Below are 25,890 nucleotides of genomic sequence, written 5' to 3' on the forward strand. Positions count from 1 at the left end.
GTCGAAAGCCTCTTCTATACCGTGCGGGGGGAGCACTGCAACTCACGCCATGGTGCTCGACACAAAGATTTGTCGAGCACGTTAGTGAAGGTGACGCGGCCGGCGTCCGCCGCCATGCCCGCTGCCACCCGGACCTCGTGGCGGTTTACCAATTTCAAGCGAACTCACCAGCGCATCAAAACGTTGAGAGAAGAGCTTGTCAATCTCTGAGACAACGCCACCTAGCTCGGAGCCGTCGAAGTGCCGCTCCATCAGATTGACCACATCTTGCACAAGAAGGTCACGTTGTACTTGCATGATGGCGGCGGGAGTGGGCCCCACAAACAGCATCACGAAATCATCACGCGCCTCTTCGTCCTCGGGTGCGTCATCCTCATCGAACTCGGCATCGTAGAACGTCACCTCGATGGCTGCGCCCTGCTCAGCCAATTCATTGAGACTCATGCACATTTCATCCAGAGACTGGCGGAAGTCTTCGTCGCCACGCACCGTCCAGCACATCTGCAGGATGTGCTCCTTGGCATCGAACTGTATGCCCGGCTCCTCCTCATAGGCGCTCGAAGCTCCATCCGCGAGAGAACGCGCACCAGCGTACTTCCACAATGGCTTGAGTGCTTCCTGAAGCTGACTGAAGTCCACATCAGCACGCAATTGCACTTGACCATGGACGTGGATTTCAAAGGGAGCGTTGTAATGTGACATAGCGAATCCAGATGGTGCCCCGAGCCGGGGTCGAACCGGCACGCCCCTTCTCAGGAAGCGGCGGATTTTAAGTCCGCAGTGTCTACCAATTTCACCATCGGGGCGCCGGTCGGTATGCAAGCCATGAAGACAGAGTAGCGGGGCCGGCATTGTTGCGCAACACCACAGACGAACCGACTTCTTGCGCCAGCACTTCGACCAATAAAAAAGGGAAGCCGTAGCTTCCCTTTCAAATTTTGGAGCGGGAAATCGGTCTCGAACCGACGACCTCAACCTTGGCAAGGTTGCGCTCTACCAACTGAGCTATTCCCGCATTTTCCGCCACCAACTGGCACCGGAAAGACTTTGATTGTAGCATCAATTTTCCACCATTAGGCTTCCAATTGACCCTTTGAAGAAGCTTGCGCCTCCTCTACATACCACCATCTGGAGGCGCGGCCCGGAGTCGAACCGGGCTAAACGGATTTGCAATCCGGTGCATAACCGCTTTGCTACCGCGCCAGGTCTTGCGCCTTGATGAAAAGCGGAAGCATTGCCTCCTCTTTTCCTGGATATGGAGCGGGAAATCGGTCTCGAACCGACGACCTCAACCTTGGCAAGGTTGCGCTCTACCAACTGAGCTATTCCCGCATTTACCTAAGCCTCACACTGTAGCATGTTTAGCGTCGATAAGTGAAATTATAGAGTACTTTTCGCGTGCTCCAAGAATAGTGCAAAGTTTTTTCCATCAATGTTTCACGGAGCCCCGTGACACATCGGCGGATGCAGGCACCGCCACGGTTTGGGCGCCGTCGTCGTCTGCCAATGCAACAGGCTTGCGCTCGAGTGCTATCTCCAGCACCTTGTCGATCCACTTCACGGCGATGATCTCCAGACCACTCTTGACGTTGTCTGGAATTTCCTGGAGGTCTTTTACGTTTTCTTCAGGAATCAACACCGTCTTGATCCCTCCCCGCAAAGCCGCCAAAAGTTTCTCCTTGAGCCCACCAATTGCTGTGACCTCTCCGCGCAATGTGATCTCCCCCGTCATCGCAACATCTGCGCGGACCGGTATTCCGGTCAGCGCAGAAACGATCGCCGTCGTCATCGCAATGCCGGCGCTAGGACCATCTTTAGGGGTCGCACCATCGGGCACGTGGATATGAAGATCTCGCTTCTCGAACGCCTCATCGCGAATACCAAGTAAGCGCGCACGGCTACGTACTACTGTGCGGGCCGCTTCGACCGACTCCTTCATGACATCGCCCAGCGATCCTGTGCGAAGGATGTTGCCTTTGCCGGGCATGGTCGCGACCTCGATCGTGAGCAGATCCCCGCCGACTTCGGTCCATGCCAGGCCAACCACTTGTCCCACTTGGTTCTGCTGTTCCGCGCGACCGTAGGTGTACTTGCGCACTCCCAAGTATTCAGGCAAGTTGTCCGCCGACACCTCCACGGGAGCCGTCAGCTTCTTGAGCTGGATTGCCTTGACCACTTTTCGGCAGATTTTGGAGAGTTCGCGCTCTAGGGAGCGGACGCCCGCTTCACGCGTGTAGTAGCGCACGATGTCCCGTACGGCGGATTCCGTGACCTGCAACTCGGCGTCTTTCACGCCATTGTTTTGCATCTGCTTGGGGAGCAAATACTTGATGGCAATGTTGGTTTTTTCGTCCTCGGTATATCCGGAAAGACGTATCACCTCCATGCGATCAAGTAGCGCCGGCGGGATGTTCATCGAGTTGGAAGTCGCGACAAACATGACATCGGAAAGGTCGAAGTCGACCTCCACATAGTGGTCGCCGAACTTGTGGTTCTGCTCAGGATCGAGGACTTCCAATAACGCGCTCGAGGGGTCACCTCGAAAGTCCATGCCTAGTTTGTCAATTTCATCGAGCAGGAACAACGGATTGCGCGCCCCCACCTTGCCCAGGCTCTGCAACACCTTGCCTGGCATCGCCCCAATGTAGGTACGACGGTGACCCCGGATCTCTGCTTCGTCACGCATCCCCCCCAGCGCCATACGCACGTACTTGCGCCCCGTTGCCTTTGCAATGGACTGCCCGAGCGAAGTCTTGCCCACACCCGGTGGGCCGACCAAGCACAGGATGGGCGCCTTCACCTTGTCCACCCGCTGCTGCACGGCGAGATATTCCAGGATTCGGTCTTTCACCTTTTCCAGGCCATAGTGGTCCTCGTTTAACACAGCCTCTGCATGGGCAAGATCGTGCTTGACCTTGGACTTCTTGCTCCAGGGCAGTCCCGTGAGCACATCAATGTAGTTGCGAACCACAGTGGCTTCGGCAGACATAGGAGACATGAGCTTGAGCTTTTTCAGCTCACCTTCCGCCTTCTTGCGCGCTTCGACCGGCATGCGCGCGGCCTTGATCTTTTTCTCGATCTCCTCAAGATCCGCGCCTTCTTCGCCTTCGCCCAGTTCCTTCTGGATCGCCTTGACCTGTTCGTTGAGATAGAAGTCCCGCTGGTTTTTCTCCATCTGGCGCTTCACGCGACCGCGAATGCGCTTATCCACATTGAGGATATCCACTTCGCGGTCCAACTGCTCGAACAGATTCTCCAGACGCTGCTTGACGCCTGCCAAGTCGAGAACAACCTGCTTGTTCTCCAGCTTGAGCGGCAAGTGCGCGGCAATGGTGTCAGCCAGCCGCCCCGGATCATCGATAGCCGAAATGGAAGTCAGAATCTCAGGGGGAATCTTCTTGTTCAGTTTGACGTACTGATCAAACTGCTGCATTACCGCCCGGCGCAGCGCTTCAATTTCACTCGAAGCGGCGTCCTCGGCGGACGCCTGCATGGGCTCAACCGTCGCCGTGAAGTGAACGTCCGATTCATGCACCATGCGAACGTGGGCGCGCTGCTGCCCCTCCACCAGCACCTTCACCGTGCCATCGGGAAGCTTCAGCATCTGCAGGATGGTGGATATGCACCCGACTTCGAACATATCCGAAACCTGCGGTTCATCCTTGGCGGCTGCTTTTTGCGCAACCAGCATGATTCGTCGATCGGCATCCATGGCGGCTTCCAGCGCCTTGATGCTCTTGGGACGCCCCACAAACAGGGGAATCACCATATGAGGAAAAACCACCACATCGCGCAAAGGCAACAGTGGTAGATCCAGGGGCGTATCGGGCAGGGGTGTGTGTCCGGACATGGGGCAATCCTCTAGTAGTTCCATGGAATATGGTCCATGGACCACATTTTTCAACCCGGCAGCATCTGCACCCAGGTGTTAGCGACATGGCCCGCCGGGCGCATCAATCACGCGCTCTGCTCCCGGCGGCTCACGGCTTTCAGGCGGTCTTGGCGGCCTCGCGATAAACCAGCAAAGGGGCCTTGTTCTCTTCGATGGTGGCCTCGTCCACCACCACCTTTTCCACGTTGGAGACGTTGGGCAAGTCAAACATGGTGCCAATCAACGCTTGCTCAAGAATGGAGCGCAAGCCGCGGGCACCCGTCTTGCGTGCGATGGCTTTTCGCGCGATGGACTTCAACGCAGCGGGACGAATTTCCAGCTCAACGCCTTCCATCGCCAGCAACTTGCTGTACTGCTTGACCAAGGCGTTTTTGGGCTCGGTGAGGATTTGCACCAGCGCGTCCTCGCTCAGTTCGGCCAGGGCTGTGACCACGGGCATGCGACCCACCAACTCTGGAATCAGGCCGAATTTGATGAGGTCCTCAGGCTCGATATCCTGAAACACCTCGGTCAAAGAACGCTGCTTCTTGCTACGCACTGCCGCGCCAAAGCCAATACCGGAAGCTTCAGTACGGTTCTCAATGACCTTTTCCAGCCCAGCAAACGCACCACCACAAATGAACAGAATGTTGGTGGTATCGATCTGCAGAAAATCCTGGTTGGGATGCTTGCGTCCACCTTGTGGAGGCACGCTCGCCATGGTCCCCTCGATGAGCTTGAGCAGCGCTTGCTGCACACCTTCGCCTGAGACATCCCGCGTAATACTGGGGTTGTCGGATTTGCGCGAAATTTTGTCGATTTCGTCGATGTAGACAATGCCCCGCTGGGCACGTTCCACATCGTAGTTACAGCTTTGCAGGAGTTTCTGGACGATGTTCTCTACATCCTCTCCAACATAGCCGGCTTCCGTCAGCGTGGTGGCGTCAGCCATCACGAAGGGCACATCGAGCTGCCGCGCCAAGGTCTGCGCAAGCAACGTCTTGCCCGACCCCGTAGGGCCGATCAACAGGATGTTGCTCTTGGACAGTTCCACCTCGTCCTTACCGGCCTTGTCCTTGTGGCGCAGACGCTTGTAATGGTTGTACACGGCGACGGCCAGCGTACGTTTGGCCTTTTCCTGACCAATGACGTAATGATCGAGGTTAGTCTTGATTTCCGCAGGCGTAGGCAGATCTCCACGGCCTTCGCGTCCGGCATCGCCGGTGGGCAGCTCATCACGGATGATCTCGTTGCACAGGTCAATGCACTCGTCGCAGATAAAGACCGACGGGCCGGCGATCAGCTTCTTTACTTCGTGCTGGCTTTTACCGCAGAAAGAGCAGTAAAGGGTTTTTTCGCTGGAGGAGCCTTTTTTCTCGGCCATGGGGGCAATGCCTTATGACTGGGGATGTTGTCAAGATGATAACGAAATAAAAACGGCGTTTCCCACAGGGGGAAACGCCGCGCGCGCCGGCCAAAACTCAGGGGCGCTTGGCAATGACCTGGTCCACGATGCCGTAATCCTTGGCTTCGTCCGCGGTCATGAAATAGTCCCGCTCGGTATCCGCCTTCACCTTCTCGATGGGCTGTCCCGTGCGCTCCGCCAGGATGCGGTTCATCTGATCCTTGGTACGCAGAATGTCGCGCGCGTGGATCTCGATATCCGTCGCCTGTCCGCGGGCACCGCCCAGCACCTGGTGGATCATGATTTTGGAGTTGGGCAGCGAATAGCGCTTGCCCTTGGCCCCTGCAGCCAGCAGGAAAGCCCCCATGCTCGCCGCAAAGCCGCAGCACAGCGTGGACACATCCGGTTTGATGAACTGCATGGTGTCATAGATGGCCATGCCCGCCGTCACGCTGCCCCCCGGGGAGTTGATGTAGAACGAAATATCCTTGTCCGGGTTCTCGCTCTCAAGGAACAGCAGCTGCGCAACCACCAGGTTGGCAGTCTGGTCATTGACCTCACCCACCAGGAAGATCACGCGCTCCTTCAACAGGCGCGAATAAATGTCGTAGGACCGCTCGCCGCGGCCGGACTGCTCAATGACCATGGGGATCATGCCCAGGGCTTGCGTTTCCAATGCGCTCATACGTTTCTCCAGTCAGGCGGATACTGTACCCAGAAAATGAATTGGGGCTTGTGCCGCAAAGCACAAGCCCCGCCGGGTTTCGTCCTCACCCCTGGGTCAAAGCCCGGGGCAAGGGCCAGCTACTCAGGCCTGGCCCATCAGTTCATCGAAGGACACGGCCTTGTCGCTCACCTTAGCCTGGCCCAGCACGAAGTCGGTCACATTGTTCTCGATGACCACGGCTTCCACCTCAGCCAGGCGATTGCGGTCGCTGAAGTACCAGCGCACCACGTCCTCAGGCTTCTCGTAGCTGGCGGCCAGCTCGTCCACGTGGGCCTTCAGCTGCTCCGGCTTGGCCTGCAGGTTATTGGCACGCACGAGTTCGGCGACCACCAGGCCCAGGCGCACGCGGCGCTCGGCCTGAGGGCGGAACACGTCCTCGGGGATTTCGGCCTTGTCGGCGTCCTTGATGCCGCGCTGCTTGAGGTCGGCGCGTGCAGCTTCCAGCAGGCGGGCAATTTCAGCCTGCACGCTGGCGTTGGGCAGATCCAGTTCCGCTTTGGACACCAGAGCGTCCATCACGGCTTGCTTGTTGCGGGCCAGCAGGCGGAATTTGACTTCGCGCTCCAGGTTCTTCTTGATGTCGGCGCGCAAGCCTTCCACCGTGCCGTCGGCAATGCCGAGCGACTTGGCCAGTTGCTCATTCACTTCGGGCAGGTGGGCCGCTTCGATCTTCTTGACGGTGACCATGAAGTCGGCCGTCTTGCCAGCCACGTCCTTGCCGTGGTAGTCCTCGGGGAAGGCCAGGGGGAAGGTCTTGCTCTCGCCCGACTTCATGCCGCGCACTGCGTCTTCGAATTCCTTGAGCATCTGGCCTTCGCCCACCAGGAACTGGAAGTCCTCGGCCTTGCCGCCCTGGAAGGGCTCGCCGTCGATCTTGCCCTCGAAATCCACCGTCACGCGATCGCCGTCTTCTGCAGCAGCGGCCAGGGCACGCTGTGCAAAGGTACGGCGCTGCTTGCGCAGGATGTCCAAGGTCTTGTCGATGGCGCTGTCGGTCACTTCGGCGGAGAGCTTCTCGACTTCCGCGGTGGACAGATCGCCGATCTTGACCTCGGGGAACACCTCGAACACGGCCTCGAAAGTCACTTCGCCTTCAGGCGCGCCGTCCTTCTCCGTGATGCGGGGCTGGCCTGCCACGCGCAGGTTGGCTTCATTGGCGGCCTGTGCAAACGCCTCGCCCACCTTGTCGTTCAGCACTTCGTATTGCACCGAATAGCCGTAACGCTGAGCCACTACGCTCATAGGGACCTTGCCGGGACGGAAACCATCCATCTTCACCGTACGGGCCAGGCGCTTGAGGCGCGCGTCCACTTCGGTCTGGATCGTGGTCAGGGGCAAGCTCAGCGTGATCTTGCGCTCAAGCTTTTCAAGGGTTTCAACAGTTACGGCCATGGTTGTTCCTAGTGTCTGGATGCGGACCGTGCCGACTTGCAGTGCAAGCCTGCACCACGTTCCGCCAAAGTCTCACGTTGGTGCGCGGGGGGGGACTCGAACCCCCACACCATTGCTGGCGTCAGGACCTAAACCTGGTGCGTCTACCAATTTCGCCACCCGCGCAGTTCTGAAAGCCACCCGGATGGCAGGCACAGCAGGCCACCCCGGTGAAATAGGTCAAACGGCAGATTTTACCCTGTTGCGGCCCGCCTTTAAATGGAATCGGTTATCGGCGTTCCGGGATCGGGCCGCCGCACACGAAACCACGCGGCGTACATCGCGGGCAGTGCCAGCAGCGTGAGCACCGTGGCCACGACCAGTCCACCCATGATGGCCACAGCCATAGGCCCCCAGAACACACTGCGCGACAGCGGGATCATGGCGAGCACCGCCGCCGCCGCCGTCAGCACGATGGGCCGCAGGCGCCACACGGCCGCCGCCACGATCGCGTCCCACGCGGGCACGCCGGCCGCACGGTTGAGCTCGATCTGGTCGATCAGGATCACCGAATTGCGCTGGATCATGCCCATGAGAGCGATAACCCCCAACAGCGCCACAAAGCCGAAGGGCCGGTTCAGCAGCAGCAGCGCCGCCGCCACTCCCGCAATCCCCAACGGGCCGGTGAGGAACACCAGCACGGAGCGGCTGAAGCTGTGCAGCTGCAGCATCAGCAGCGTGAACACGATGAACAGCATGACGGGCACGCCCGCCACGATGGAGGCCGAGCCCTTGCTGCTCTCTTCCACCGCACCCGCGACCTCGATGCGCACGCCGTTCTCACCGGCCGCCTGCCAGCGGGCCTCCAGCGCGCGCAGCTCGGGCAGCAGTTGCGCCGTGACGGTGGCGCCCTGCAGCCCCTCCACCAGGTCGCCCTGCACGGTGATGGCGTAGTTGCGGTTCCAGCGCCACATCACCCCCGGCTCCCAGGTAAACACGGGCCTGGCGATCTGCGTGAGCGGAATGGAGCGGCCCGAAGCCGTGGGCAGGTAGGCGTTGCCGATGTCGGAGATCGCCTCGCGCTCGTCCTGCGCCTGGCGCAGCACGATCTCGATGAGCTTGTCGCCCTCGCGGTACTGCCCCACCGTGGAGCCGCTGAACATGATGCGCGAAGCCTGGGCGATGGACTGGCTGGTCACTCCCAGCGCGCGCGCCTTGTCCTGGTCCACCTCCAGGCGAACCACCTTGACCGACTCGTTCCAGTTGTCGTTCACGCCGATCAGGTTGGCGTTGCCGCGCATCAGCGCCTTCACCTCGTCGGCGCGCTCGCGCAGCACGGCCGGGTCGCTGCCCACCACGCGGAACTGCACGGGGTAGGGCACGGGCGGGCCGTTGGGCAGCAGCTTCACGCGGCCGCGCGCCTCGGGGACCTCCTCGGCCAACAACCGGGGCAGGCGCAGGCGCAGCGACTCGCGCTCGGGCAGGCTCTTGGCTAGCACGATGAACTGCGATACGTTGGGCTGCGGGAACACCTGGTCCAGCGGCAGGTAAAAACGCGGCGTGCCCGAGCCCACCCACGCGGCCACGCTGGCCACGCCTTCCTGCTCCATCAGCCGCTGCTCTACACGGCGCACCACGGCCTCGTTGGCTGCGAAGGAGGTTCCCTCGGGGAACCACAGGTCCACCATGATTTCCGGCCGGCTGGAGTCGGGGAAGAACTGCTGCTGCACGCGTCCCATGCCCACCAGCCCCAGCGCAAAGATGCCGATGGTGGCGCCGATGGTGATCCACCGGTGCGCCACGCACCAGTCCACCATGTGCCGGAAGCGGTGGTAGAACGGCGTGTCGAACACCTCGGGCGGCGGCGCATCGGGCGCATGCGGCTTCACCTTCAGCAGCAGCGTGCCCAGGTAGGGCACGAAATAGACCGACACGATCCACGACAGCACCAGCGAAATCACCGTCACCGCGAAGATCGCGAAGGTGTATTCGCCCGTGACCGACTTGGCGATGCCGATGGGCAAGAAACCCGCGGCCGTGATGAGCGTGCCGGTGAGCATGGGCTTGGCCGTCACGTCATACGCAAACGTGGCCGCGCGCACCTTGTCGTAGCCCTCCTCCATCTTGCGCACCATCATCTCCACGGCAATGATGGCGTCGTCCACCAGCAGGCCCAGCGCGATGATGAGGGACCCCAGCGACACCTTGTGCAGCCCTATTCCCAAATAGTGCATGGCCAGGAAGGTCACGGCCAGCACCAGCGGGATGGTGATCGCCACCACCAGGCCCGGCCGGTAGTCCACGTGCCAGCCAAAACGCCCGCCCTTGTGCAGCCCCAGCGAGATAAAGCTCACCGCCAGCACGATCACCACGGCCTCGATCAGCACCTTGATGAACTCGCCCACCGAATCGGCCACTGCCGCCGGCTGATCCTGCACCTGGTGCAATTGCACGCCGGCCGGCAGCCGCGCCTGGATGTCGGCCGCTGCAGCGCGCAGCGCCTTGCCCAAGCGGATGATGTCGCCGCCCTTGGCCATGGAGATGCCCAGGCCGATGACCTCGTGCCCCTGGAAGCGCACCTTCACCCCCGGCGGATCGACATAGCCCCTTCGCACCTCGGCGATGTCGCCCAGGCGCAGCTGGGCTCCAGAGCCTCCGCGGATCGGCATGTCGCGCAGCTGCTCCACGCTGGTGAACTGCCCGCCCACGCGCACCTGCACCACGTCCTGCGGCGACTGGATCGCGCCCGCGCTCTCCACCGCGTTCTGCGCACCCAGCTGCTGCAACACCGCGTTGAAGTCCAGCCCCAGCTGCGCCAGACGCTTTTGCGAAACCTCGACCCAGACGCGCTCGTCCTGCACGCCGAACTGCTCGACCTTGGCCACATCCTTCACGCGCAGCAGCTGCTGGCGCACGTCGTCGGCGAAGTCCTTCAGCTCGGCATAGCTGAAGCCCTCACCCTGCAGGGCGTAGATCACGCCGTACACGTCGCCGAACTCGTCGTTGAAGAACGGCCCCTGGATATTGCCCGGCAACTGGTAGCGCATGTCACCCACCTTCTTGCGCACCTGGTACCAGATGTTGGCCACCTCCGCCGGCTTGGACGAGTCCTTGAGCTCGAAGATGATCTGCGACTCGCCCGGCTTGCTGTAGCTGCGGATCTTGTCGGCGTAGGGCACCTCCTGCAGGGTGCGCTCGATCTTGTCCGTCACCTGCTCGGCCACCTGCTGCGCCGTGGCGCCGGGCCAGTAGGTGCGCACCACCATGGCGCGGAAGGTGAAGGGCGGGTCCTCGTCCTGCCCCAGCTGAAAGTACGCGGCGATGCCCAGCACCATCAGCACCACCATCAGGTAGCGCGTGAGCGCGGCATGTTCCAGCGCCCAGCGCGACAGGTTAAAGCCCTGCTTGGGCTGCGTCTGCTGCATGGGGCGGCTCCTCAGCGAGCGGCAGCGGAGGCCGCTGGCGCTTCATTATTAATAGCTGGTAGCGCTTGTCCTTCGGGCGTTGGAGCCGTTTTTGGCTTGTACACCGTCACCACCTGTCCCGGGGCCAGCACATGCACGCCCGTGGCCACCACCCGCATGCCGGGGGTGAGGCCGGCGGCGATCACGGCCTCGTTGCCGTCGGCCGTGGCGATCTGCACCGGCTGCAGGCGCACGGTGCCGGTGGCGCTGCCGTCCTTGGCCTCATAGACCCACACCACCGTCTGGCCGCCCTCCTGGCGCAGGGCGCTGGTGGGCAGCTTGATCGCCGGCACGCCGCCCCGCGCCAGCACCTGCGGCGCCACATACACGGTGGCGCCCAGCGGCGGCACGTCCGCGCCCTCCACCGCCACTTTCACGAGGAAGGTGCGCGTCACCGGATCGGCGCTGGCCGCCACCTCGCGCACCCGGCCCTGCAGCAGCGCGTCGCCCGACCAGGCGCGCACCTGCACGGCCTGCCCTACGCGCAACTGGCCCACCTTGTCCTCCGGCACCGAGAACACCGCGTCGCGCGGGCCGTCGCGAGCAATGCGCACCACCGGCGTGCCCGCAGACACCACCTGGCCAGGCTCGGCGTCAACCGACGTCACCACCCCCGGCGCATCCGCCACCAGGCGTGTGTACTCGGTCTGGTTGCCCTGGGAAGCGAGCTGCGCGCGCGCCTGGTCCAGCGAAGCCTGCGCGGCCTTCAGCTGAGCCTGGCGGCGGTCCAGCTCCGCCCCGCTGATGAAGTTCTGCGCGCGCAGCTTGGAAAAGCGCTCGAAATCCGCCGCGGCCAAATCACGCTGCGTGGTGGCGGACGCCACCTGGGCGCGCGCGGCCTGCGCAGCCAGCTCATAGTCGCGCGGATCCAGCTGCGCCAACACCTGGCCGGCCTGCACGCGCTGGCCCAGCTCGGCCTGGCGCTGCACGATCTTGCCGGCCACGCGAAAACCCAGGCGCGATTCCACGCGCGCGCGCACTTCGCCCGCGTATTCCAGGCGCATCTGCAGGGGCGCCACGCCGACGGTGAGCAGTTTCACCGCGCGCACCGGCTCTGGCGCCGGCTCGCGGCGCGAGCATCCCGCCAGCGCCAAGGCAGCCACGGCCAGCACCAGTGCAGCACCCGCCACGCCGCCACGCGGCGGCCACAAAAAAACCCCGCGGCGGGGTTGCAATGAAGACGGGCCCGGCAGGCCCGCGGCGCGCTGTGCGACAGGGTGGGTCATGGAAACATCCGGCATGCCAAATTACTGACTGACTGGTTAGTAATCTATGAGAGGCCGGTCGCTCTTGTCAAGCACGACAATGGCCGCGTGAAGCATCCCGAGTCCCCCGCCCCCCTGCGCGATCCGCGCACCGCGCCCGCCGAGGCGCCGCCGGTCACGCACTACGAGAACTTTCCCGTGGCCTCGCTGCTGTGCCCGCCACGGATGCGCCCGCCGATCGCCGCGATCTACGCGTTTGCGCGCACGGCCGACGACATTGCCGACGAGGGCACGGCCTGCGCAGCCGAGCGCCTGGCGGACCTGCGCGCTTACCGCACCGAACTACAGGCAGTGGCGAGCGGCCAGGCACCCGAGCCCCGCTGGGCCAGCGTCTTCGGGCCGCTGCAGGCGGTATTGCACAGCCACCAGTTGCCGGTGCCGCTGCTGGATGATCTGCTGGACGCCTTCATGCAGGACGTCACCCTGACAGAGGCCGGCGCCACCTACCCCGACCGCGGCTCGCTGCTGGACTATTGCCGCCGCTCGGCCAATCCCGTGGGGCGTCTGCTGCTGCACCTGTACGGCGTGCACGGGCAGGACGCACTGCGCGAGAGCGACGCCATCTGCACCGCACTGCAGCTCATCAACTTCTGGCAGGACCTGAGCGTGGACCTGCCCCGCGGGCGCCACTACCTCACCGATGCCGACTGCGCCGCCCATGGCGTGGCGCGCGCGGACCTCGCGGCGCAGCGCCGCTCTGTCGCCAGCGACCGGCTGGTGCTGGACTGCGCCGCCTGGGCGCGCACTCTCATGCTCCAGGGCAGCCCCCTGGTACACCGGCTGCCCGGCCGTGTGGGGTGGGAGCTGCGCCTGGTCGTGCAGGGCGGTCTGCGCATTCTGGACAAGGTGCAGGCGCTGGATGGCGCCAGCCTGCTCACGCGGCCGCGGCTGGGCACGCTCGACTGGCCCCGCATGCTGGCGCGCGCCGCGCGCATGTAAGGGCCGCCCCACCCGCTGCAGCAGCGCGAGCGCGCGGGGGTCAATGGCCCCCATCACCGCATCGCGCGGCGCGCGTGCAACCCTCAGGCCACCCAGCGCCCGGCCCATTCGGCCCGGGCCTGCGCATGGCGCAGTATCTGCGCCAGCGCCTGCGGCACTTCGGCCGCCGCGCGGTTGTGCATGCGCCGCGTCGCGGCCTGGTAGCGCGGCAGGTCGGCCAGCAGGGCCTGCACGCCCGATGCGATGGACCGGAAGCTCGGCAACACCAGTCCCAGGCCCTGCTCACCCACCCATTCCGTGCAGTAACGCTCCTGCGGCATGGTCCACGCATTGCGCGTGACGAGGGGCGGCAGCCCCATGTGCACCGCCTCGCTCAGGCTGCCGCTGCCCGGCTTGCCGATGAAGAAGTCCGCCAGCTGCATGACGCGCGCCATCTCGCGCGTGTATTCGAGCACCACGGTAGGCGCGTTGCGGCGCAGCGCGCGCAGAGCCTGCGCCAGGGCCGCGTTGCGCCCGCAGGCCAGGATCAGCGGGGTGTCCGTCAAGCGGCGGGCTATCGTCACCATCTCTCTGGAACCCTCGGAGCCGAACAGCACCAGCCCCACGGGACGCTCGTCCAGCCCCAGCCGCGCCCGCTCGGCGGCACGATCCTGGTCCACCGGCGCATGGAACTGCGCACTCAGCACCATGCCCGAGGTTTCCCAGATGCGGTGGGGCGGAAAGTCCGCAGCGCGCGCCTGGTCCACGGCATAAGGCGAGCCACAGACCACGATCTGCTGGGTTTGCGGCTCCATCCAGAAGCTGGGCGGGTAGTCGGCCAGATCGGTCATCACCGTGACGTAGGGCACGCCTGGCAGGGCCTGCTCCAGCGCGTCGGCCATGGCGCGGTTGAAGTTGGGCACCAGCGACACCACCATCGCCGGCCGGCGCGCCGCCCAGTGCCGGCGCAGCGACTGCATGATCCGCTGGTGGTTCCAACGGATCATGCCCTGCAGCAGGCGCAACTCGTGCGTCAGCCCCAGCGTCCAGCCCCGGGCCAGGCGCTTGTTGTAGATGTCTTCCGGTTCCATGCCCGTCCACTGGCGAAAGCGCGCGTTCGGGTCCAGCACCTCGAAGAGATTGGTGCGGCACACCTGCCACGGCAGCCCAGCGCGGGCGATGGCCGCTTCCAGCGCCAGCGCGGAGGTGCGGTGTCCGCCCCCGGCATTGAAATAGATCAGCTCGACCAACGGGGCAGCTTCAGGCGCCATGGACTTCAATCGGTAGTGACAGGAATGGGTTGCGGTAGTTGTGCGCCGCTCTTGCGCTGCACGGGCATGTGCTGCGCCCAGTGCAGGATCTCCAGGCGCCCATCGGCGTGCTCGGCCAGCGCGCTGAGGCTTTCCACCCAGTCGCCATCGTTGGCATACAGGATGCCGTCGATGTCGCGCAGCTCCGCATGGTGGATGTGCCCGCACACCACGCCGTGCAGGCCGCGCTTGCGCGCTTCGCGCGCCACCGCGTTCTCGAAGTCGCCCACGTAGCTCACGGCGCGCTTGACCTTGAGCTTGAGATATTTGGACAGCGACCAGTACGGCAGCCCCAGGCGCGCGCGCAGGGTGTTCAGGTGCCGGTTGAGCTTGAGCGTGAATTCGTAGAGCGAGTCGCCCACATGGGCCAGCCACTTGGCGCACTGGATCACGCCGTCGAACAGGTCGCCATGGATCACCCACAGCGCGCGGCCGTCGGCGGTCTCGTGCACCCAGTCCTCGGCGACGGCAACACCGCCGAAGTTGAGCTGCACATAACGGCGCGCAAACTCGTCATGGTTGCCGGGGATGAAGATCACGCGCGTGCCCTTGCGGGCCTTGCGCAACAGCTTCTGCACCACGTCGTTGTGCGCCTGCGGCCAGTACCACTGGCGGCGCAGTTGCCAGCCGTCGATGATGTCGCCCACCAGAAACAGCGTCTCGCACTCGGTGTGCTTGAGAAAGTCCAGCAGCGCCTGCGCCTGGCAGCCGGGCGTGCCCAGGTGCAGATCGGAGATCCAGAGCGTGCGGTAGCGCAGCGGGGGGCGCGCCGGGTCGCATGCATCATCCGCTGGGTCGTCCGGCAGCCGGGCCGCGGAGGATTTCCAAGCGTTCAGGAAGGCATCGTCGCGCATCATGAACAGGCATGGTGGGCCGGCGCCACGACAGCGGCATGACATTTCCACGTCTGGCCCGTGACGTTGCGGCGGCGCAGCGCTCCGGCCCTGCGCTGCGCATGTTTCCCCCGCGAGCCCCGCCCAGGGCCATGGGAGAATCACGCCCCCATGAGTCCTGAACAGTACGTCCAGCAAAAGGCCGCCGCCTCCGGCAGCAGCTTCTACTACGCTTTCCTCTTCCTGCCGCGCGAGCGGCGTACGGCCATCACGGCCTTCTACGCCTTTTGCCGCGAGGTGGACGACGTGGTGGACGAAGTCTCCGAAGCCAGCGTGGCCCAGGCCAAGCTGGCCTGGTGGCAGGGCGAGGTGGCCAAGGCCTTTGCCGGGCAGCCCAGCCACCCGGTGATGCAGGCGCTGATGCCGCATGCGGCCGCCTACGGCATCGAACAGCGCCACCTGCTGGCCGTGATCGAGGGCTGCCAGATGGACCTGGAGCAGACGCGCTACCTGGACTTCGCGGGCCTGGCGCGCTACTGCCACCTGGTGGCCGGCGTGGTGGGCGAGGTGGCGGCGCGCATCTTCGGCCAGCAAGATGAGCGCACCACGCAGTACGCGCACAAGCTGGGCCTGGCGTTCCAACTCACCAACATCATCCGCGACGTGGGCGAGGACGCCATGCGCGGGCGCATCTACCTGCCCATTTCCGAGCTGCAGCAGTTCGATGTGAAGGCGCACGAGATCACCAAGCGCGAGTATTCGGAGCGCTTCACCACGCTGATGCGCTTTCAGGCCGAACGCGCGCACCTCTTCTACGACCAGGCGCTGGCGCTGCTGCCCGACGTGGATCGGCGCGCGCAGAAGCCCGGCCTGATGATGGCCAGCATCTACCGCACGCTGCTGCGCGAGATCGAGGCCGACAACTTCCAGGTACTGCACCAGCGCACCAGCCTCACGCCGCTGCGCAAGTTCTGGCTGGCCTGGAAAGTGCAGGCGCTGGGGATGATGTGAAGGTTGCCATCGTCGGCGCCGGCTGGGCCGGCATGGCCGCGGCCGTGCATGCGGTCCAGGCGGGCCACACGGTCAGCGTGTTCGAGGCCAGCCGCACCCTGGGCGGGCGCGCGCGCGCCGTGGCCGGCCAGCGCGCAGACGGCTCGCCCCTGGTGTTGGACAACGGCCAGCACATCCTCATCGGCGCCTATGCCGAATGCCTGCGCCTGATGCGCGCCGTGGGCGTCACGCCCGACTCCGCCCTGCTGCGCCTACCGCTGGCGCTAGTGTTCCCCGACGGCAGCGGCCTGGCCCTGCCCGATGCCCCGCCGCCCTGGGATGCGCTGGCCGGCATCGCCCGCGCACGCGGCTGGAGCCTGCGCGAGCGTGCGGCCCTGCTGGCGCGCGCCGCACGCTGGCGGCTGGCGGGGTTCCGGTGTGCACCGGGCACCAGCGTGTCGGACTTGTGCGCAGGCCTGCCAAAGCGGCTGGTGGACGAGTTCATCGCGCCGCTGTGCGTGTCGGCGTTGAACACGCCCGTGCAAGATTCCTGCGGCCAGGTGTTCCTGCGCGTGCTGCACGACAGCCTGTTCGCCGGCCGGGGCGGCTCCCACCTGTTGCTGCCGCGCACCGACCTGGGCGCGCTGTTCCCCGAGCCCGCCGCGCAGTGGCTGCAGCAGCGCGGCCACGCGGTGCACCGCGGCCAACGCGTGCAGGCACTCGCACGCGACGAGGCCGGCTGGCGCGTGGACGGCTGCGCGTTCGACGCCGTGCTGCTGGCCACCAGCAGCACCGAGTCCGCCCGCCTCGTGGCCGACGCCGCCGTGCCCGCAGCCGAGCGCCCCGCCCTGCAGACCTGGGCCGCCGGTGCGCAGGCACTGCGCTTTGGCGCCATCGCCACCGTGTATGCCGAACTGCCGGGAGCGCGCACCCCGCTGCTGCCCCGCCCCATGCTGGCGCTGCGCGCGCGCGCGCAACGGCCCGCGCAGTTCGTCTTCGACCGCGCACTGCTGGGCGGCCCGGCCGGGCTGCTGGCGTTCGTGGTCAGCGCCTTCGAGGGCGAGCGCGCCGCGCTGGAGCGCGACGTGCTGGCCCAGGCGGCCGAGGACCTGGCCCTGCCCGGCCTGCGCGCGGTGCAGACGGTGGTGGAAAAGCGCGCCACCTTTGCCTGCACGCCCGCCCTGGCGCGCCCGCCGCGCGTGATTGCGCCCGGCCTGCAGGCCTGCGGCGACTACGTGGCAGGGCCCTACCCCGCCACGTTGGAGGGCGCGGTACTGCACGGCGCGGCGGCCGCGCAAGATTTAGGCCAAAACAGCCTCTAGCGCTTACCCATCAAGCGCTAACAGCTATCGTTTAAGGAGCATCTCAGGCGGCCGCTGCATGGATTCGCGCGGCAGCACGTCGGCCAGCGTGAGCACCTCCAGCCCCGTGTGCGCCCACAGGCGCTCCAGCGGCGGGGTGCGCGCCAGCAGCAGGCGCTGCACCAGCGGCTCCATGTGCGTGGTGGCCGGCTCGGCCAGCAGCACGTAGCGTGCGTCGGCTGCGTCGGACCCATCGGCGGCCGTCTCGTCCACCCGCACCACCCAATCCAGCGCCGCCAGCACCGGCAGCACGGACCCCACCTGCAGCACATCCACGCGCAGCCGCTGGGCCAGCTCCAGCACGCTCAGCCCGTGGGGCGGTTGCTGGCGCGCGCGGTGCAGCTGCTGCAGCACCTCCACGGCCAGCAAGAAGGCCCAGCCCTCGCCCGTGGCGCAGCGCGCCACGCCGGCGAGCAGGCTCGGTAGATAGGCGGCCACCACCGCACCCAGCAGCACGATGACCCAGGCCACGTACACCCACAGCAGCAAGATGGGCAGCGTGGCGAACGTGCCGTACAGCACCGAATAGGTGGGTACCGACGCCAGGTACAGCGACAGCACTTTCTTGGCCAGCTCGATGCCCACGGCGACGAATACCCCGCCCGCCCAGGCGTGGCGCCAGTGCACCTGGGTGTTGGGCACATAGCGGTACAGCGCCGCCATGCCGGCGGCCAGCACGAAGAACTCGATCGCATCGAACAGCAGGCGCGCTCCGCCCGGTAGCGTGTCGCCGATACCGCGCGACGCGGCGCTGGCGACCGAGGTAGTCAACGCCAGGCTGGCCGCCAGCACCAGCGGACCGAGCGTGAGCGCGGCCCAGTAGATCAGCACGCGCTGGCCCAGCGGGCGCAGGCGCTGCACGCGCCAGATGTTGTTGAGCGTGCGATCGATGGTGAGGATCAGCGCCAGCGCCGTCACCATGAGGATGGACAAGCCCGCCGCGCCCAGGCCATGCGCCTTGGCGGCGAACTGCGTGAGGTAGCCCAGCACCGGGCGCGAGATGCTGTCGGGCACCAGGCTGTCCACCAGCCAGCGCTGCAACACGAGCTGCATCTCGGCAAACATGGGGAACACGGTGAACATGGCCAGCGCCACCGTCACGAACGGCACCAGCGCCAGCAGCGTGGTGAAGGTGAGGCTGCTGGCCGTCAGCCCCAGGCGGTCCTCGCGAAAGCGCTCGCGCAGCGTCTGCGCGGTGGTGCGCCAGGGGAAGTGGGAAAGCTCCACCAGCCACTCCTCGGCACGCACTGCAATGGACTGTAGGGACAACGACATGACCGATATGATGCCAGCCCCATGCATCGCGAAACCCTGCCCCCCGCCCCCGCCCTGCACATCGCCACCGACGTGGCGGCCACGCGCTGGCTGGCCGTGGGCAGCCTGGCGGCGCTGATCGTGCTGTGCCTGGCCTGGGAGCTGTGGCTGGCGCCGGTGCGCCCAGGCGGCTCGTGGCTGGCGCTCAAGGCCCTGCCGCTGGCGGTGCCGCTGGCCGGGCTGCTCAAGCGGCGCATGTACACCTACCGCTGGGTCAGCCTGCTGGTGTGGCTGTATTTCACCGAAGGGGTGGTGCGCGCCTGGAGCGACCCGGCGCCCGGCAACTGGCTGGCGGGCCTAGAGATCGTGCTGTGCCTGCTGCTGTTCACCGCCTGCGCGCTGCATGTGCGGCTGCGCCAGCGTGCCGCCAAGACGGCCCGCGCCGCCGCGCCTGCATGAGCGTGCTGAGCCTTTGCCTGACATCGACTGGATTGACCGCCATGACCACTGCCCTGCTCGACACCCTGCGCCGGATCGTCGGCGCCGCCCATGTACTGACCGAGGGCGACCTTGCCGCCTATGAACAGGACTGGCGCAAGCGCTCCCATGGCAAGTCCCTGGCCGTGGTGCGCCCGGGCTCCACGGCCGAGGTGGCAGCAGTGGTGCGCGCCTGTGCCGATGCCGGCGTGGCGATCGTGCCGCAGGGCGGCAACACCGGCCTGTCGGTGGGCAGCACGCCCGACGGCAGCGGCACGCAGGTGGTGCTGAGCCTCACGCGCATGAACGCGGTGCGCGCCATCGACCGCGACAACCTCACCATGACGGTGGAGGCCGGCTGCATATTGCAGGCCCTGCAGGAGACGGCCGAGAAAGCCGATCTGCTGTTTCCGCTATCGCTTGCCGCAGAGGGCAGTTGCACCATCGGCGGCAACCTGTCCACCAATGCCGGCGGCACGCAGGTGGTGCGCTACGGCAACACGCGCGAGCTGTGCCTGGGCCTGGAGGTGGTCACGCCCCAGGGCGAGGTGTGGAACGGCCTCTCGGGCCTGCGCAAGGACAACACCGGCTACGACCTGCGCGACCTGTACATCGGCAGCGAAGGCACGCTCGGCATCATCACCGCGGCCACCATGAAGCTCTTCCCCCAGCCCGCCGCGCAGCTCACCGCCTGGGCCGCCGTGCCGTCGATGGCGGCGGCCGTGCGCCTGCTGGGCCTGTCGCACCAGCACCTGGGGGCCGGGCTCACGGGTTTCGAGGTGATGGGGCAGTTTGCACTGTCGCTGGTCATCAAGCACATGCCGCAGCTGCGCGTGCCGTTCGCCGGGCTGGACGGCGCGCCGCCCTACTACGTGCTGCTGGAAAACAGCGACAGCGAATCCGAAGAACACGCGCGCCAGCGCTTCGAGGCGCTGCTGGAACTGGCCTTCGAGGACGGCTGCGTGCTGGACGCCGTGGTCGCCGAGAGCCTGTCGCAAGCGCATGAGCTGTGGCATATCCGCGAGAGCATTCCGCTGGCCCAGGCCGAAGAAGGCCTGAACATCAAGCACGACATCTCGATCGCCGCGTCGCGCATCCCCGCTTTCGTGGAGCACACCGATGCGCTGCTGCAGCGCGAGATTCCCGGCGTGCGCCTGGTCAACTTCGGCCACCTGGGCGACGGCAATCTGCACTACAACGTACAGGCGCCCGCGGGCGGCGATGCGCGGGAGTTCCTGCGCACGCAGGAGGACCGCGTCAACGCCCTGGTGTACGACGCGGTGGCGCAGTTCGACGGCTCGTTCTCGGCCGAGCACGGCGTGGGCGTGCTCAAGGCCGACAAGCTGGCGCAGTACAAGTCGCCCGTGGCCCTGGGGCTGATGCGCGCCATCAAGCAGGCCCTGGACCCGCAGGGCCTCATGAACCCGGGCTGCATTCTTCAAAAATGAGAGCTGTTGGCGCTTGTCTAGCAAGCGCTGGAGCCACTTTTCATTCAAGACCATGACCCCACGCCCCATCCGCCACCAATACGAAGACCTGATGCGCCACGTGTTCGAGCACGGCACGGCCAAGGGCGACCGCACGGGCACGGGCACCAGGAGCGTGTTCGGCCACCAGATGCGCTTTGACCTGGCCGAAGGCTTTCCCCTGGTGACCACCAAGAAGGTGCACCTCAAGTCCATCATCCTGGAGCTGCTGTGGTTCCTGCGCGGCGACAGCAACGTGCGCTGGCTGCAGGAGCGCGGCTGCACCATCTGGGACGAGTGGGCGCGCGACGACGGCAGCCTGGGCCCCGTGTACGGCGTGCAGTGGCGCAGCTGGCCCACGCCGGACGGCGGCCACATCGACCAGATCCAGCAGGTGATCGACACGCTCAAGACCCACCCCGACAGCCGCCGCATCATCGTGAGCGCCTGGAACGTGGCCGAGCTGGACCAGATGGCGCTCATGCCCTGCCACGCGTTCTTCCAGTTCTACGTGGCGCCATCGCAGGTGGCTGGCGAGCCGGGGAAACTGAGCTGCCAGCTCTACCAGCGCAGCGCAGACATCTTCCTGGGCGTGCCGTTCAACATCGCGTCGTACGCGCTGCTCACGCACATGGTGGCGCAGCAGTGCGACCTGCAGGTGGGTGACTTCATCTGGACCGGCGGCGACTGCCATATCTACAGCAACCATTTCGAGCAGGTGCAGACCCAACTGGCGCGCCAGCCCTATGCCTACCCGACGCTGCAGATCAAGCGCCGGCCCGCATCCATCTTTGACTACGCCTACGAAGACTTCGAAGTGGTGGGCTACGAACACCACCCCGCCATCAAGGCGCCGGTGGCGGTCTGAGGCGGGACGAACAGCCATGCAAGTGAACCTGATCTACGCGCGCGCCGCCAACGGCGTGATCGGCAAGGACGGCACCATGCCCTGGCATTTGCCCGAAGACCTGGCGCATTTCAAGGCGCTCACGCAGGGCCATCCGGTGATCATGGGCCGCAAGACCTGGGACTCGCTGCCCCCGCGCTTTCGGCCGCTGCCGGGGCGCGCCAACATCGTCGTGACGCGCCAGGCCGACTGGCAGGAAAGCGGCGCCCAGCGCGCATCCAGCCTGCCTGAGGCACTCGCCTTGGCCCAGCAGTCCGGCAACACCACGGCATGGGTCATCGGCGGCGCGCAGATCTACGCCCAGGCCCTGCCCCTGGCCACGCGCGTCGAGGTCACCGAGATCGCACGGGACTACGAGGGCGATGCCTACGCCCCGGCCCTGGGACCGGAATGGGTGGAAACGGCCCGTAGCAGCCATGTGGGCGCGGGCGGCCTGCCCTACGCCTTCGTGACCTTCGAGCGCCGCGGCTGACGCCCGCGCCCTTTTCACTCTATTTTTGATAGCTGCTTGCGCTTGCTGCAAAAGCGCTGGAGGCCAAAAACATGCAAATCGCCACCTGGAACATCAATTCCCTCTCCGTGCGCCTGCCGCAGGTGTTGGCCTGGCTGGAGGCCAACCCCGTGGACGCCATCGGCCTGCAGGAGCTCAAGCTGGTGGACGAGAAATTCCCGCACGACGCCTTCGAAGCAGCGGGCTACCACGCGGTGTGCTTCGGCCAGAAGACCTATAACGGCGTGGCCATCCTCAGCCGCACGCCGCTGCGCGACGTGGTGCGCAATATCCCGGGCCATGGCGACGAGCAGGCCCGCGTCATCGCCGCTACGCTGGATACGCCTGAAGGCCCGCTGCGCCTGGTGAACTGCTACTTTGTGAACGGCCAGGCGCCAGGGACCGAGAAGTTCAGCTACAAGCTGCTGTGGATGGAGGCGCTGCGCGACTGGCTGCGCACCGAGCTGGCCGCGCATCCGCGGCTGGTGCTGGTGGGCGACTTCAATGTGGCACCCGAGGACCGCGACTCCTTCGATCCCGTGGGCTTGAAGGACACCATCCACCACACGGTAGAGGAGCGCCAGCACTTCCAGGACTTGCTGGGGCTGGGCCTGACCGACGCCTTCCGCCTGTTCGATCAGCCCGAGAAGAGCTATTCGTGGTGGGACTACCGCATGCTGGGGTTTCAGAAGAACCGCGGGCTGCGCATCGACCACATCCTGGTCAGCGCTGCGCTGCGACCCTCCGTGACGGCCTGCCGCATTGACCGCGCTCCGCGCAAAAATCCGCAGCCCAGCGACCACGCGCCGGTCGTGGTGTCGCTGGGCTGACAGGTGGCCAACGCGGGCGACAGGCGCCCGCGCTGAAGGCCATCAGGACGCAGCCTGGTAACGGTTGCGCAGCGCGCGCACTTCGTTGTGGTTGCGCTTCACGCCCTGGGCCTGGCGCTCGACCAGGGTGCGCACGGCGGGTGGCAGTGCGTTTTCCAGCGCCTTGTTGTAGCGGGCCACGGCCACGTCCTCGCCGCGCTCGCACTCTTCCAGCACGGCCTTGTCGTCATAGGTACTCAGCGCCGCCTTCACCGACACCCAACCGCGGTGCAGCGCGCCGGCCATGGTGCCGCCGCTGGAGGGCTCGCCGCCGTGGCTGCGGATCGCGCTCTCCAGTTCCGTGGCGGCGGTTGCGCATTCCTGGGTGCGCATTCCACTGATGGCGGACAGTGATTCCATTCCCATCGCGGACAGCGTTCCAGGCGATGGCGGACACGTTGCGCGGGTGTCCTGAGTGACGCTCAAATCGTAGCCGAAGTGTCCGCCATCAGCGTGGAATGGCGGTCGGCGCGGCCGGCTCAGACGGCCTTGGTGAGCTTGCGCATCGACTCGCCCTTGAGGGCTATCTTGTGCGAGCCGTGCACGATGCGGTCCAGGATGGCGTCGGCCAGCGTGGGCTCGTCCAGCCAGGCGTGCCAGGCCGTCACCGGCAACTGGCTGGTGATGAGCGTCGAGCGCGTGCCCACCCGGTCGTCCAGCAATTCCAGCAGGTCGTTTCGCTCGTGCGCGGCAATCGGCGCGATGCCGAAGTCGTCCAGGATGAGCAGGTCCAGCCGCGCCAGTTGCGCCAGCCGTTTGCCCAGGCTGCCATCGCCGTGGGCCACGTGCAGCTCCTGCAGCAGCCGTGGCGCGCGGGTGTAGAGCACCGAGAAGCCCAGGCGCGCGGCCTGCTGCCCCAGTGCGCAGGCGAGCCACGTCTTGCCGCACCCGGTGGCGCCGGTGAGCAGCACGTTGTGGCCATGGCGCAGCCAGTCCCCGCCGGCCAGGCTGGTGATGACCTCTCGGCTCAGGCCCCGGCTGGCGCGCCAGTCGATGTCCTCCAGGCAGGCACTGGAGACCTTCAGGCGGGCCGCCTTCAACAGGCGCTCCAGGCGCTTGCTGTCACGCCAGTCCACCTCGCGCTGCACCAGCAGCGCCAGGCGTTGTTCAAAGGGCAGCTCGCTGGCCGTGATGTGGGTGGCCGCGTCGCTGAGGGCGGCCACCATGCCGTCCAGGCGCAGGGCGCGCAGTTGGTTCAAGGTCTGTTCGTTGAGCATGGTTCTTCCTTGTTAGGTTTGCTTGCACGTTGGAGTTCAGTGGTAGTAGCCCGGCCCGCGCACGTTCTCGTGCAGCGGCAGGCTCGCCTGTGCGGCCATCGGCGCATCCAGCGGCCGCTGGTCCAGGCCGCAGCCCAGGATGGAGGCGATGCTCTTGTAGGACGGTGAGCGAATCGACTGCGCCCGCGCACAGGCGGCCTCCAGCCGGTCAGCCCCGTACTCACGGCCCAGGCGCATGAGGCCCAGACAGGAGCGGTAACCCTGCTCGGGATGCTGGCGGTGCTCCATCTGCCAGCGCACCACGGCGGCGGTGGCCGCGCCCACGCGCTCACCCCAGGCGATGAGCTTGGCCGGCGTCCACTGCAGGTGCGCCCGGTGCGAGGCCGGCATGTGCTCGGGCGTGGTGGTGTGTGCACCCCGTCGGGGATTGAGGGCGTGGGCGGCCACGCGTTTGCTGCCGTGCAGGACTTCGAGCGTGCCGGCCGTGATGCGCAACTCCACCGGCTCACCCACCAGGGCGTGGGGCACCGAGTAGTAGTGGCCATCGAGCTCAACGTGGTAATCGATGTTGACGCGGGCGGGTTTGAAGCGCGCGATGGGCATGCGCACCGGCGGCAGGGGGCGCAGGGCTGGCCGGTCGAGTTCGGCGAAGGCGCTAGTGCGGTTGCCCGGCAGCTTCTTGAACGCGCGCTGGTTCAAGTCCACCAGCAAGGCGGCAATCGCCCGGTTGAGCTCGGCCAGGCTGAAGAAGGTCTGGTGGCGCAGCCTGGCCAGAATCCAGCGCTCGACCACCTGCACAGCGACCTCCACCTTGGGTTTGTCGCGTGGCTTGGCCGGGCGCGCGGGCATCACGGCCAGGCTGTAGTGCGCACAGAGCTCTTCGAGCAGGCGGTGCGCGGTGGGCTCGTAACGGTCGGGTCGGGCCATGAGGGCGCGCGGCTGGTCAGGCACCAGCAGGCGGGGCACGCCGCCGATGAACTCCAGCGCGCTAATGATGCTGGCCACCCAGTCGGTGGTCTTCTGGCTGGCGGTGGCGCAGGCGTAGGTGTAGTTCGATGCGCCCAGCACGGCCACGAAGACCTGGGCCTGGCGTATCTCGCCAGTGTCGGCATCCACCACGGGAACGGTCTGGCCGGCGTAGTCCACAAAGAGCTTGTCACCGCCCGTGTGGGTCTGGCGCATGGAGCGCTGCAGGCGCCGGGCCCAGGCCTTGTACTTCTCGCAGAAGGCGCTGTACTTGTACGCCTGCCCGCTGTGCTGTTGCTGGTATTCCTCCCAAAGCAACTGCAGCGTCACGCCAGGTCGGCGCAGTTCGCGGTGGATGTGGGCGTGGTCGGGTTCAAGGTGCCGGGACTCGCGCGCCACGGGTGGCTTGTAGAGCCGGGCCTGGAGTTCGTCGTCGTTCAGGCTCTGGGCCAGTGCCCAGTCCACGCCGGCCACGCGCGCGTAGCTGGCTATCTCGCTGACAGTGGATTTGGAGATGCCGAGGGCGGCACCGATTTGACGGGTGCTCAAGGCCCCGCGGTGCAGCAGTTGCAGTGTGTGTCGTAGTTTGCTCATGGTGACCCTGGGTGTGGGCATCGCTGGTTCCGGTCAAAAAACCGGGCAGCGTATGCCGCGTTCGGGTCACTCAGAACACCCCGCAGGTGTCCGCCATCAGTTTGGAATGCTGTCCGCCTTCAGCGTGGAACACTG

General features: G+C 65.8%; 20 protein-coding genes, 5 tRNA genes and 1 pseudogene. 8 read left to right on the top strand and 18 right to left on the bottom strand.

The features are described 5' to 3' along the window. Positions 1-81 precede the first annotated feature (81 nt). The 12 genes from MRB47_RS15025 to MRB47_RS15080 form a co-directional block, all read right to left on the bottom strand. Positions 82-702, bottom strand: coding sequence for a DUF6806 family protein (locus MRB47_RS15025; RefSeq protein WP_252101100.1), 621 nt, complete (start codon positions 700-702; stop codon positions 82-84). Between the two features lie 12 nt (positions 703-714). After that, a tRNA-Leu gene (locus MRB47_RS15030) sits at positions 715-806 on the bottom strand. A gap of 133 nt (positions 807-939) precedes the next feature. Further along, positions 940-1,015 (bottom strand) — tRNA-Gly (locus MRB47_RS15035). Between the two features lie 114 nt (positions 1,016-1,129). Then, a tRNA-Cys gene (locus MRB47_RS15040) sits at positions 1,130-1,203 on the bottom strand. Positions 1,204-1,256: 53 nt separating this feature from the next. Next, positions 1,257-1,332 (bottom strand) — tRNA-Gly (locus tag MRB47_RS15045). Between the two features lie 97 nt (positions 1,333-1,429). Next, a complete protein-coding gene (gene lon, locus MRB47_RS15050; RefSeq protein WP_252101101.1) occupies positions 1,430-3,850 on the bottom strand; it encodes an endopeptidase La in 2,421 nt (806 codons plus the stop codon). Positions 3,851-3,989: 139 nt separating this feature from the next. After that, entirely contained in the window at positions 3,990-5,255 is a 1,266-nt protein-coding gene (gene clpX / locus MRB47_RS15055) for an ATP-dependent Clp protease ATP-binding subunit ClpX (RefSeq protein ID WP_011804642.1), read from the bottom strand. Positions 5,256-5,352: 97 nt separating this feature from the next. Beyond that, on the bottom strand, positions 5,353-5,961 hold the full coding sequence (gene clpP, locus MRB47_RS15060; protein ID WP_015912823.1) for an ATP-dependent Clp endopeptidase proteolytic subunit ClpP: 609 nt from the start codon (positions 5,959-5,961) through the stop codon (positions 5,353-5,355). A 123-nt stretch (positions 5,962-6,084) separates the two neighbouring features. Then, positions 6,085-7,395, bottom strand: coding sequence for a trigger factor (gene tig, locus MRB47_RS15065; protein WP_252101102.1), 1,311 nt, complete (start codon positions 7,393-7,395; stop codon positions 6,085-6,087). Between the two features lie 78 nt (positions 7,396-7,473). Continuing rightward, positions 7,474-7,560: transfer RNA gene (locus tag MRB47_RS15070), tRNA-Leu, on the bottom strand. A gap of 89 nt (positions 7,561-7,649) precedes the next feature. Then, positions 7,650-10,799, bottom strand: coding sequence for an efflux RND transporter permease subunit (locus tag MRB47_RS15075; protein ID WP_252101103.1), 3,150 nt, complete (start codon positions 10,797-10,799; stop codon positions 7,650-7,652). 11 nt (positions 10,800-10,810) lie between these two features. Next, complete coding sequence (locus MRB47_RS15080) at positions 10,811-12,064, bottom strand: efflux RND transporter periplasmic adaptor subunit (protein ID WP_252101104.1); 1,254 nt, start codon at positions 12,062-12,064, stop codon at positions 10,811-10,813. Positions 12,065-12,151: 87 nt separating this feature from the next. On the opposite strand from MRB47_RS15080, the gene hpnC reads away from it, so the two are divergent. Continuing rightward, positions 12,152-13,042, top strand: coding sequence for a squalene synthase HpnC (hpnC, locus tag MRB47_RS15085; RefSeq protein WP_252101105.1), 891 nt, complete (start codon positions 12,152-12,154; stop codon positions 13,040-13,042). 83 nt (positions 13,043-13,125) lie between these two features. Here hpnC and MRB47_RS15090 read toward each other — a convergent pair whose 3' ends face one another. After that, positions 13,126-14,292, bottom strand: a complete 1,167-nt coding sequence (locus MRB47_RS15090) for a glycosyltransferase (protein ID WP_252101106.1) — start codon at positions 14,290-14,292, stop codon at positions 13,126-13,128. A 5-nt stretch (positions 14,293-14,297) separates the two neighbouring features. Continuing rightward, entirely contained in the window at positions 14,298-15,188 is an 891-nt protein-coding gene (locus MRB47_RS15095; protein WP_252101107.1) for a UDP-2,3-diacylglucosamine diphosphatase, read from the bottom strand. 147 nt (positions 15,189-15,335) lie between these two features. On the opposite strand from MRB47_RS15095, the gene hpnD reads away from it, so the two are divergent. Next, positions 15,336-16,175, top strand: coding sequence for a presqualene diphosphate synthase HpnD (gene hpnD, locus MRB47_RS15100; protein ID WP_011804634.1), 840 nt, complete (start codon positions 15,336-15,338; stop codon positions 16,173-16,175). After that, positions 16,172-17,476 (top strand): hydroxysqualene dehydroxylase HpnE, encoded by a 1,305-nt coding sequence (gene hpnE / locus MRB47_RS15105; protein WP_252101108.1) that lies wholly within the window; start codon positions 16,172-16,174, stop codon positions 17,474-17,476. The genes hpnD and hpnE overlap by 4 nt, the downstream gene beginning before the upstream one ends. Positions 17,477-17,500: 24 nt before the next feature. On the opposite strand, the gene MRB47_RS15110 is transcribed toward hpnE, so the two are convergent. Continuing rightward, a complete protein-coding gene (locus MRB47_RS15110) occupies positions 17,501-18,790 on the bottom strand; it encodes a YihY family inner membrane protein (protein ID WP_252101109.1) in 1,290 nt (429 codons plus the stop codon). A 21-nt stretch (positions 18,791-18,811) separates the two neighbouring features. On the opposite strand from MRB47_RS15110, the gene MRB47_RS15115 reads away from it, so the two are divergent. The 5 genes from MRB47_RS15115 (at position 18,812) to xth (ending at position 22,939) form a co-directional block, all read left to right on the top strand. After that, entirely contained in the window at positions 18,812-19,228 is a 417-nt protein-coding gene (locus tag MRB47_RS15115) for a DUF2069 domain-containing protein (protein WP_252101110.1), read from the top strand. A gap of 41 nt (positions 19,229-19,269) precedes the next feature. Beyond that, on the top strand, positions 19,270-20,694 hold the full coding sequence (locus tag MRB47_RS15120; protein ID WP_041838803.1) for an FAD-binding oxidoreductase: 1,425 nt from the start codon (positions 19,270-19,272) through the stop codon (positions 20,692-20,694). A gap of 52 nt (positions 20,695-20,746) precedes the next feature. Next, positions 20,747-21,580 carry a thymidylate synthase gene (locus tag MRB47_RS15125; protein WP_047351250.1) on the top strand — a complete coding sequence of 278 codons (834 nt, stop codon included), beginning with the start codon at positions 20,747-20,749 and terminating at the stop codon, positions 21,578-21,580. A gap of 16 nt (positions 21,581-21,596) precedes the next feature. Next, a complete protein-coding gene (locus MRB47_RS15130; protein ID WP_252101111.1) occupies positions 21,597-22,091 on the top strand; it encodes a dihydrofolate reductase in 495 nt (164 codons plus the stop codon). Between the two features lie 71 nt (positions 22,092-22,162). Next, the gene (xth, locus tag MRB47_RS15135; protein ID WP_252101112.1) at positions 22,163-22,939 is read left to right on the top strand and encodes an exodeoxyribonuclease III; all 777 of its coding nucleotides are present in this window, start codon (positions 22,163-22,165) and stop codon (positions 22,937-22,939) included. 42 nt (positions 22,940-22,981) lie between these two features. On the opposite strand, the pseudogene MRB47_RS15140 reads toward xth, so the two are convergent. From MRB47_RS15140 to istA, 3 genes and pseudogenes are all read right to left on the bottom strand, one after another. Beyond that, positions 22,982-23,302, bottom strand: a pseudogene (locus MRB47_RS15140) (PA2169 family four-helix-bundle protein); the annotation flags it as partial. A 155-nt stretch (positions 23,303-23,457) separates the two neighbouring features. After that, positions 23,458-24,195 carry an IS21-like element helper ATPase IstB gene (istB, locus tag MRB47_RS15145; protein ID WP_011805003.1) on the bottom strand — a complete coding sequence of 246 codons (738 nt, stop codon included), beginning with the start codon at positions 24,193-24,195 and terminating at the stop codon, positions 23,458-23,460. Between the two features lie 36 nt (positions 24,196-24,231). Then, positions 24,232-25,776, bottom strand: coding sequence for an IS21 family transposase (gene istA, locus MRB47_RS15150; protein WP_252100662.1), 1,545 nt, complete (start codon positions 25,774-25,776; stop codon positions 24,232-24,234). Between the last annotated feature and the right edge of the window lie 114 nt (positions 25,777-25,890).

It is taken from the genome of Diaphorobacter sp. LI3, assembly GCF_022807955.1.
Classification (GTDB): Bacteria; Pseudomonadota; Gammaproteobacteria; order Burkholderiales; family Burkholderiaceae_C; genus Diaphorobacter; species Diaphorobacter nitroreducens.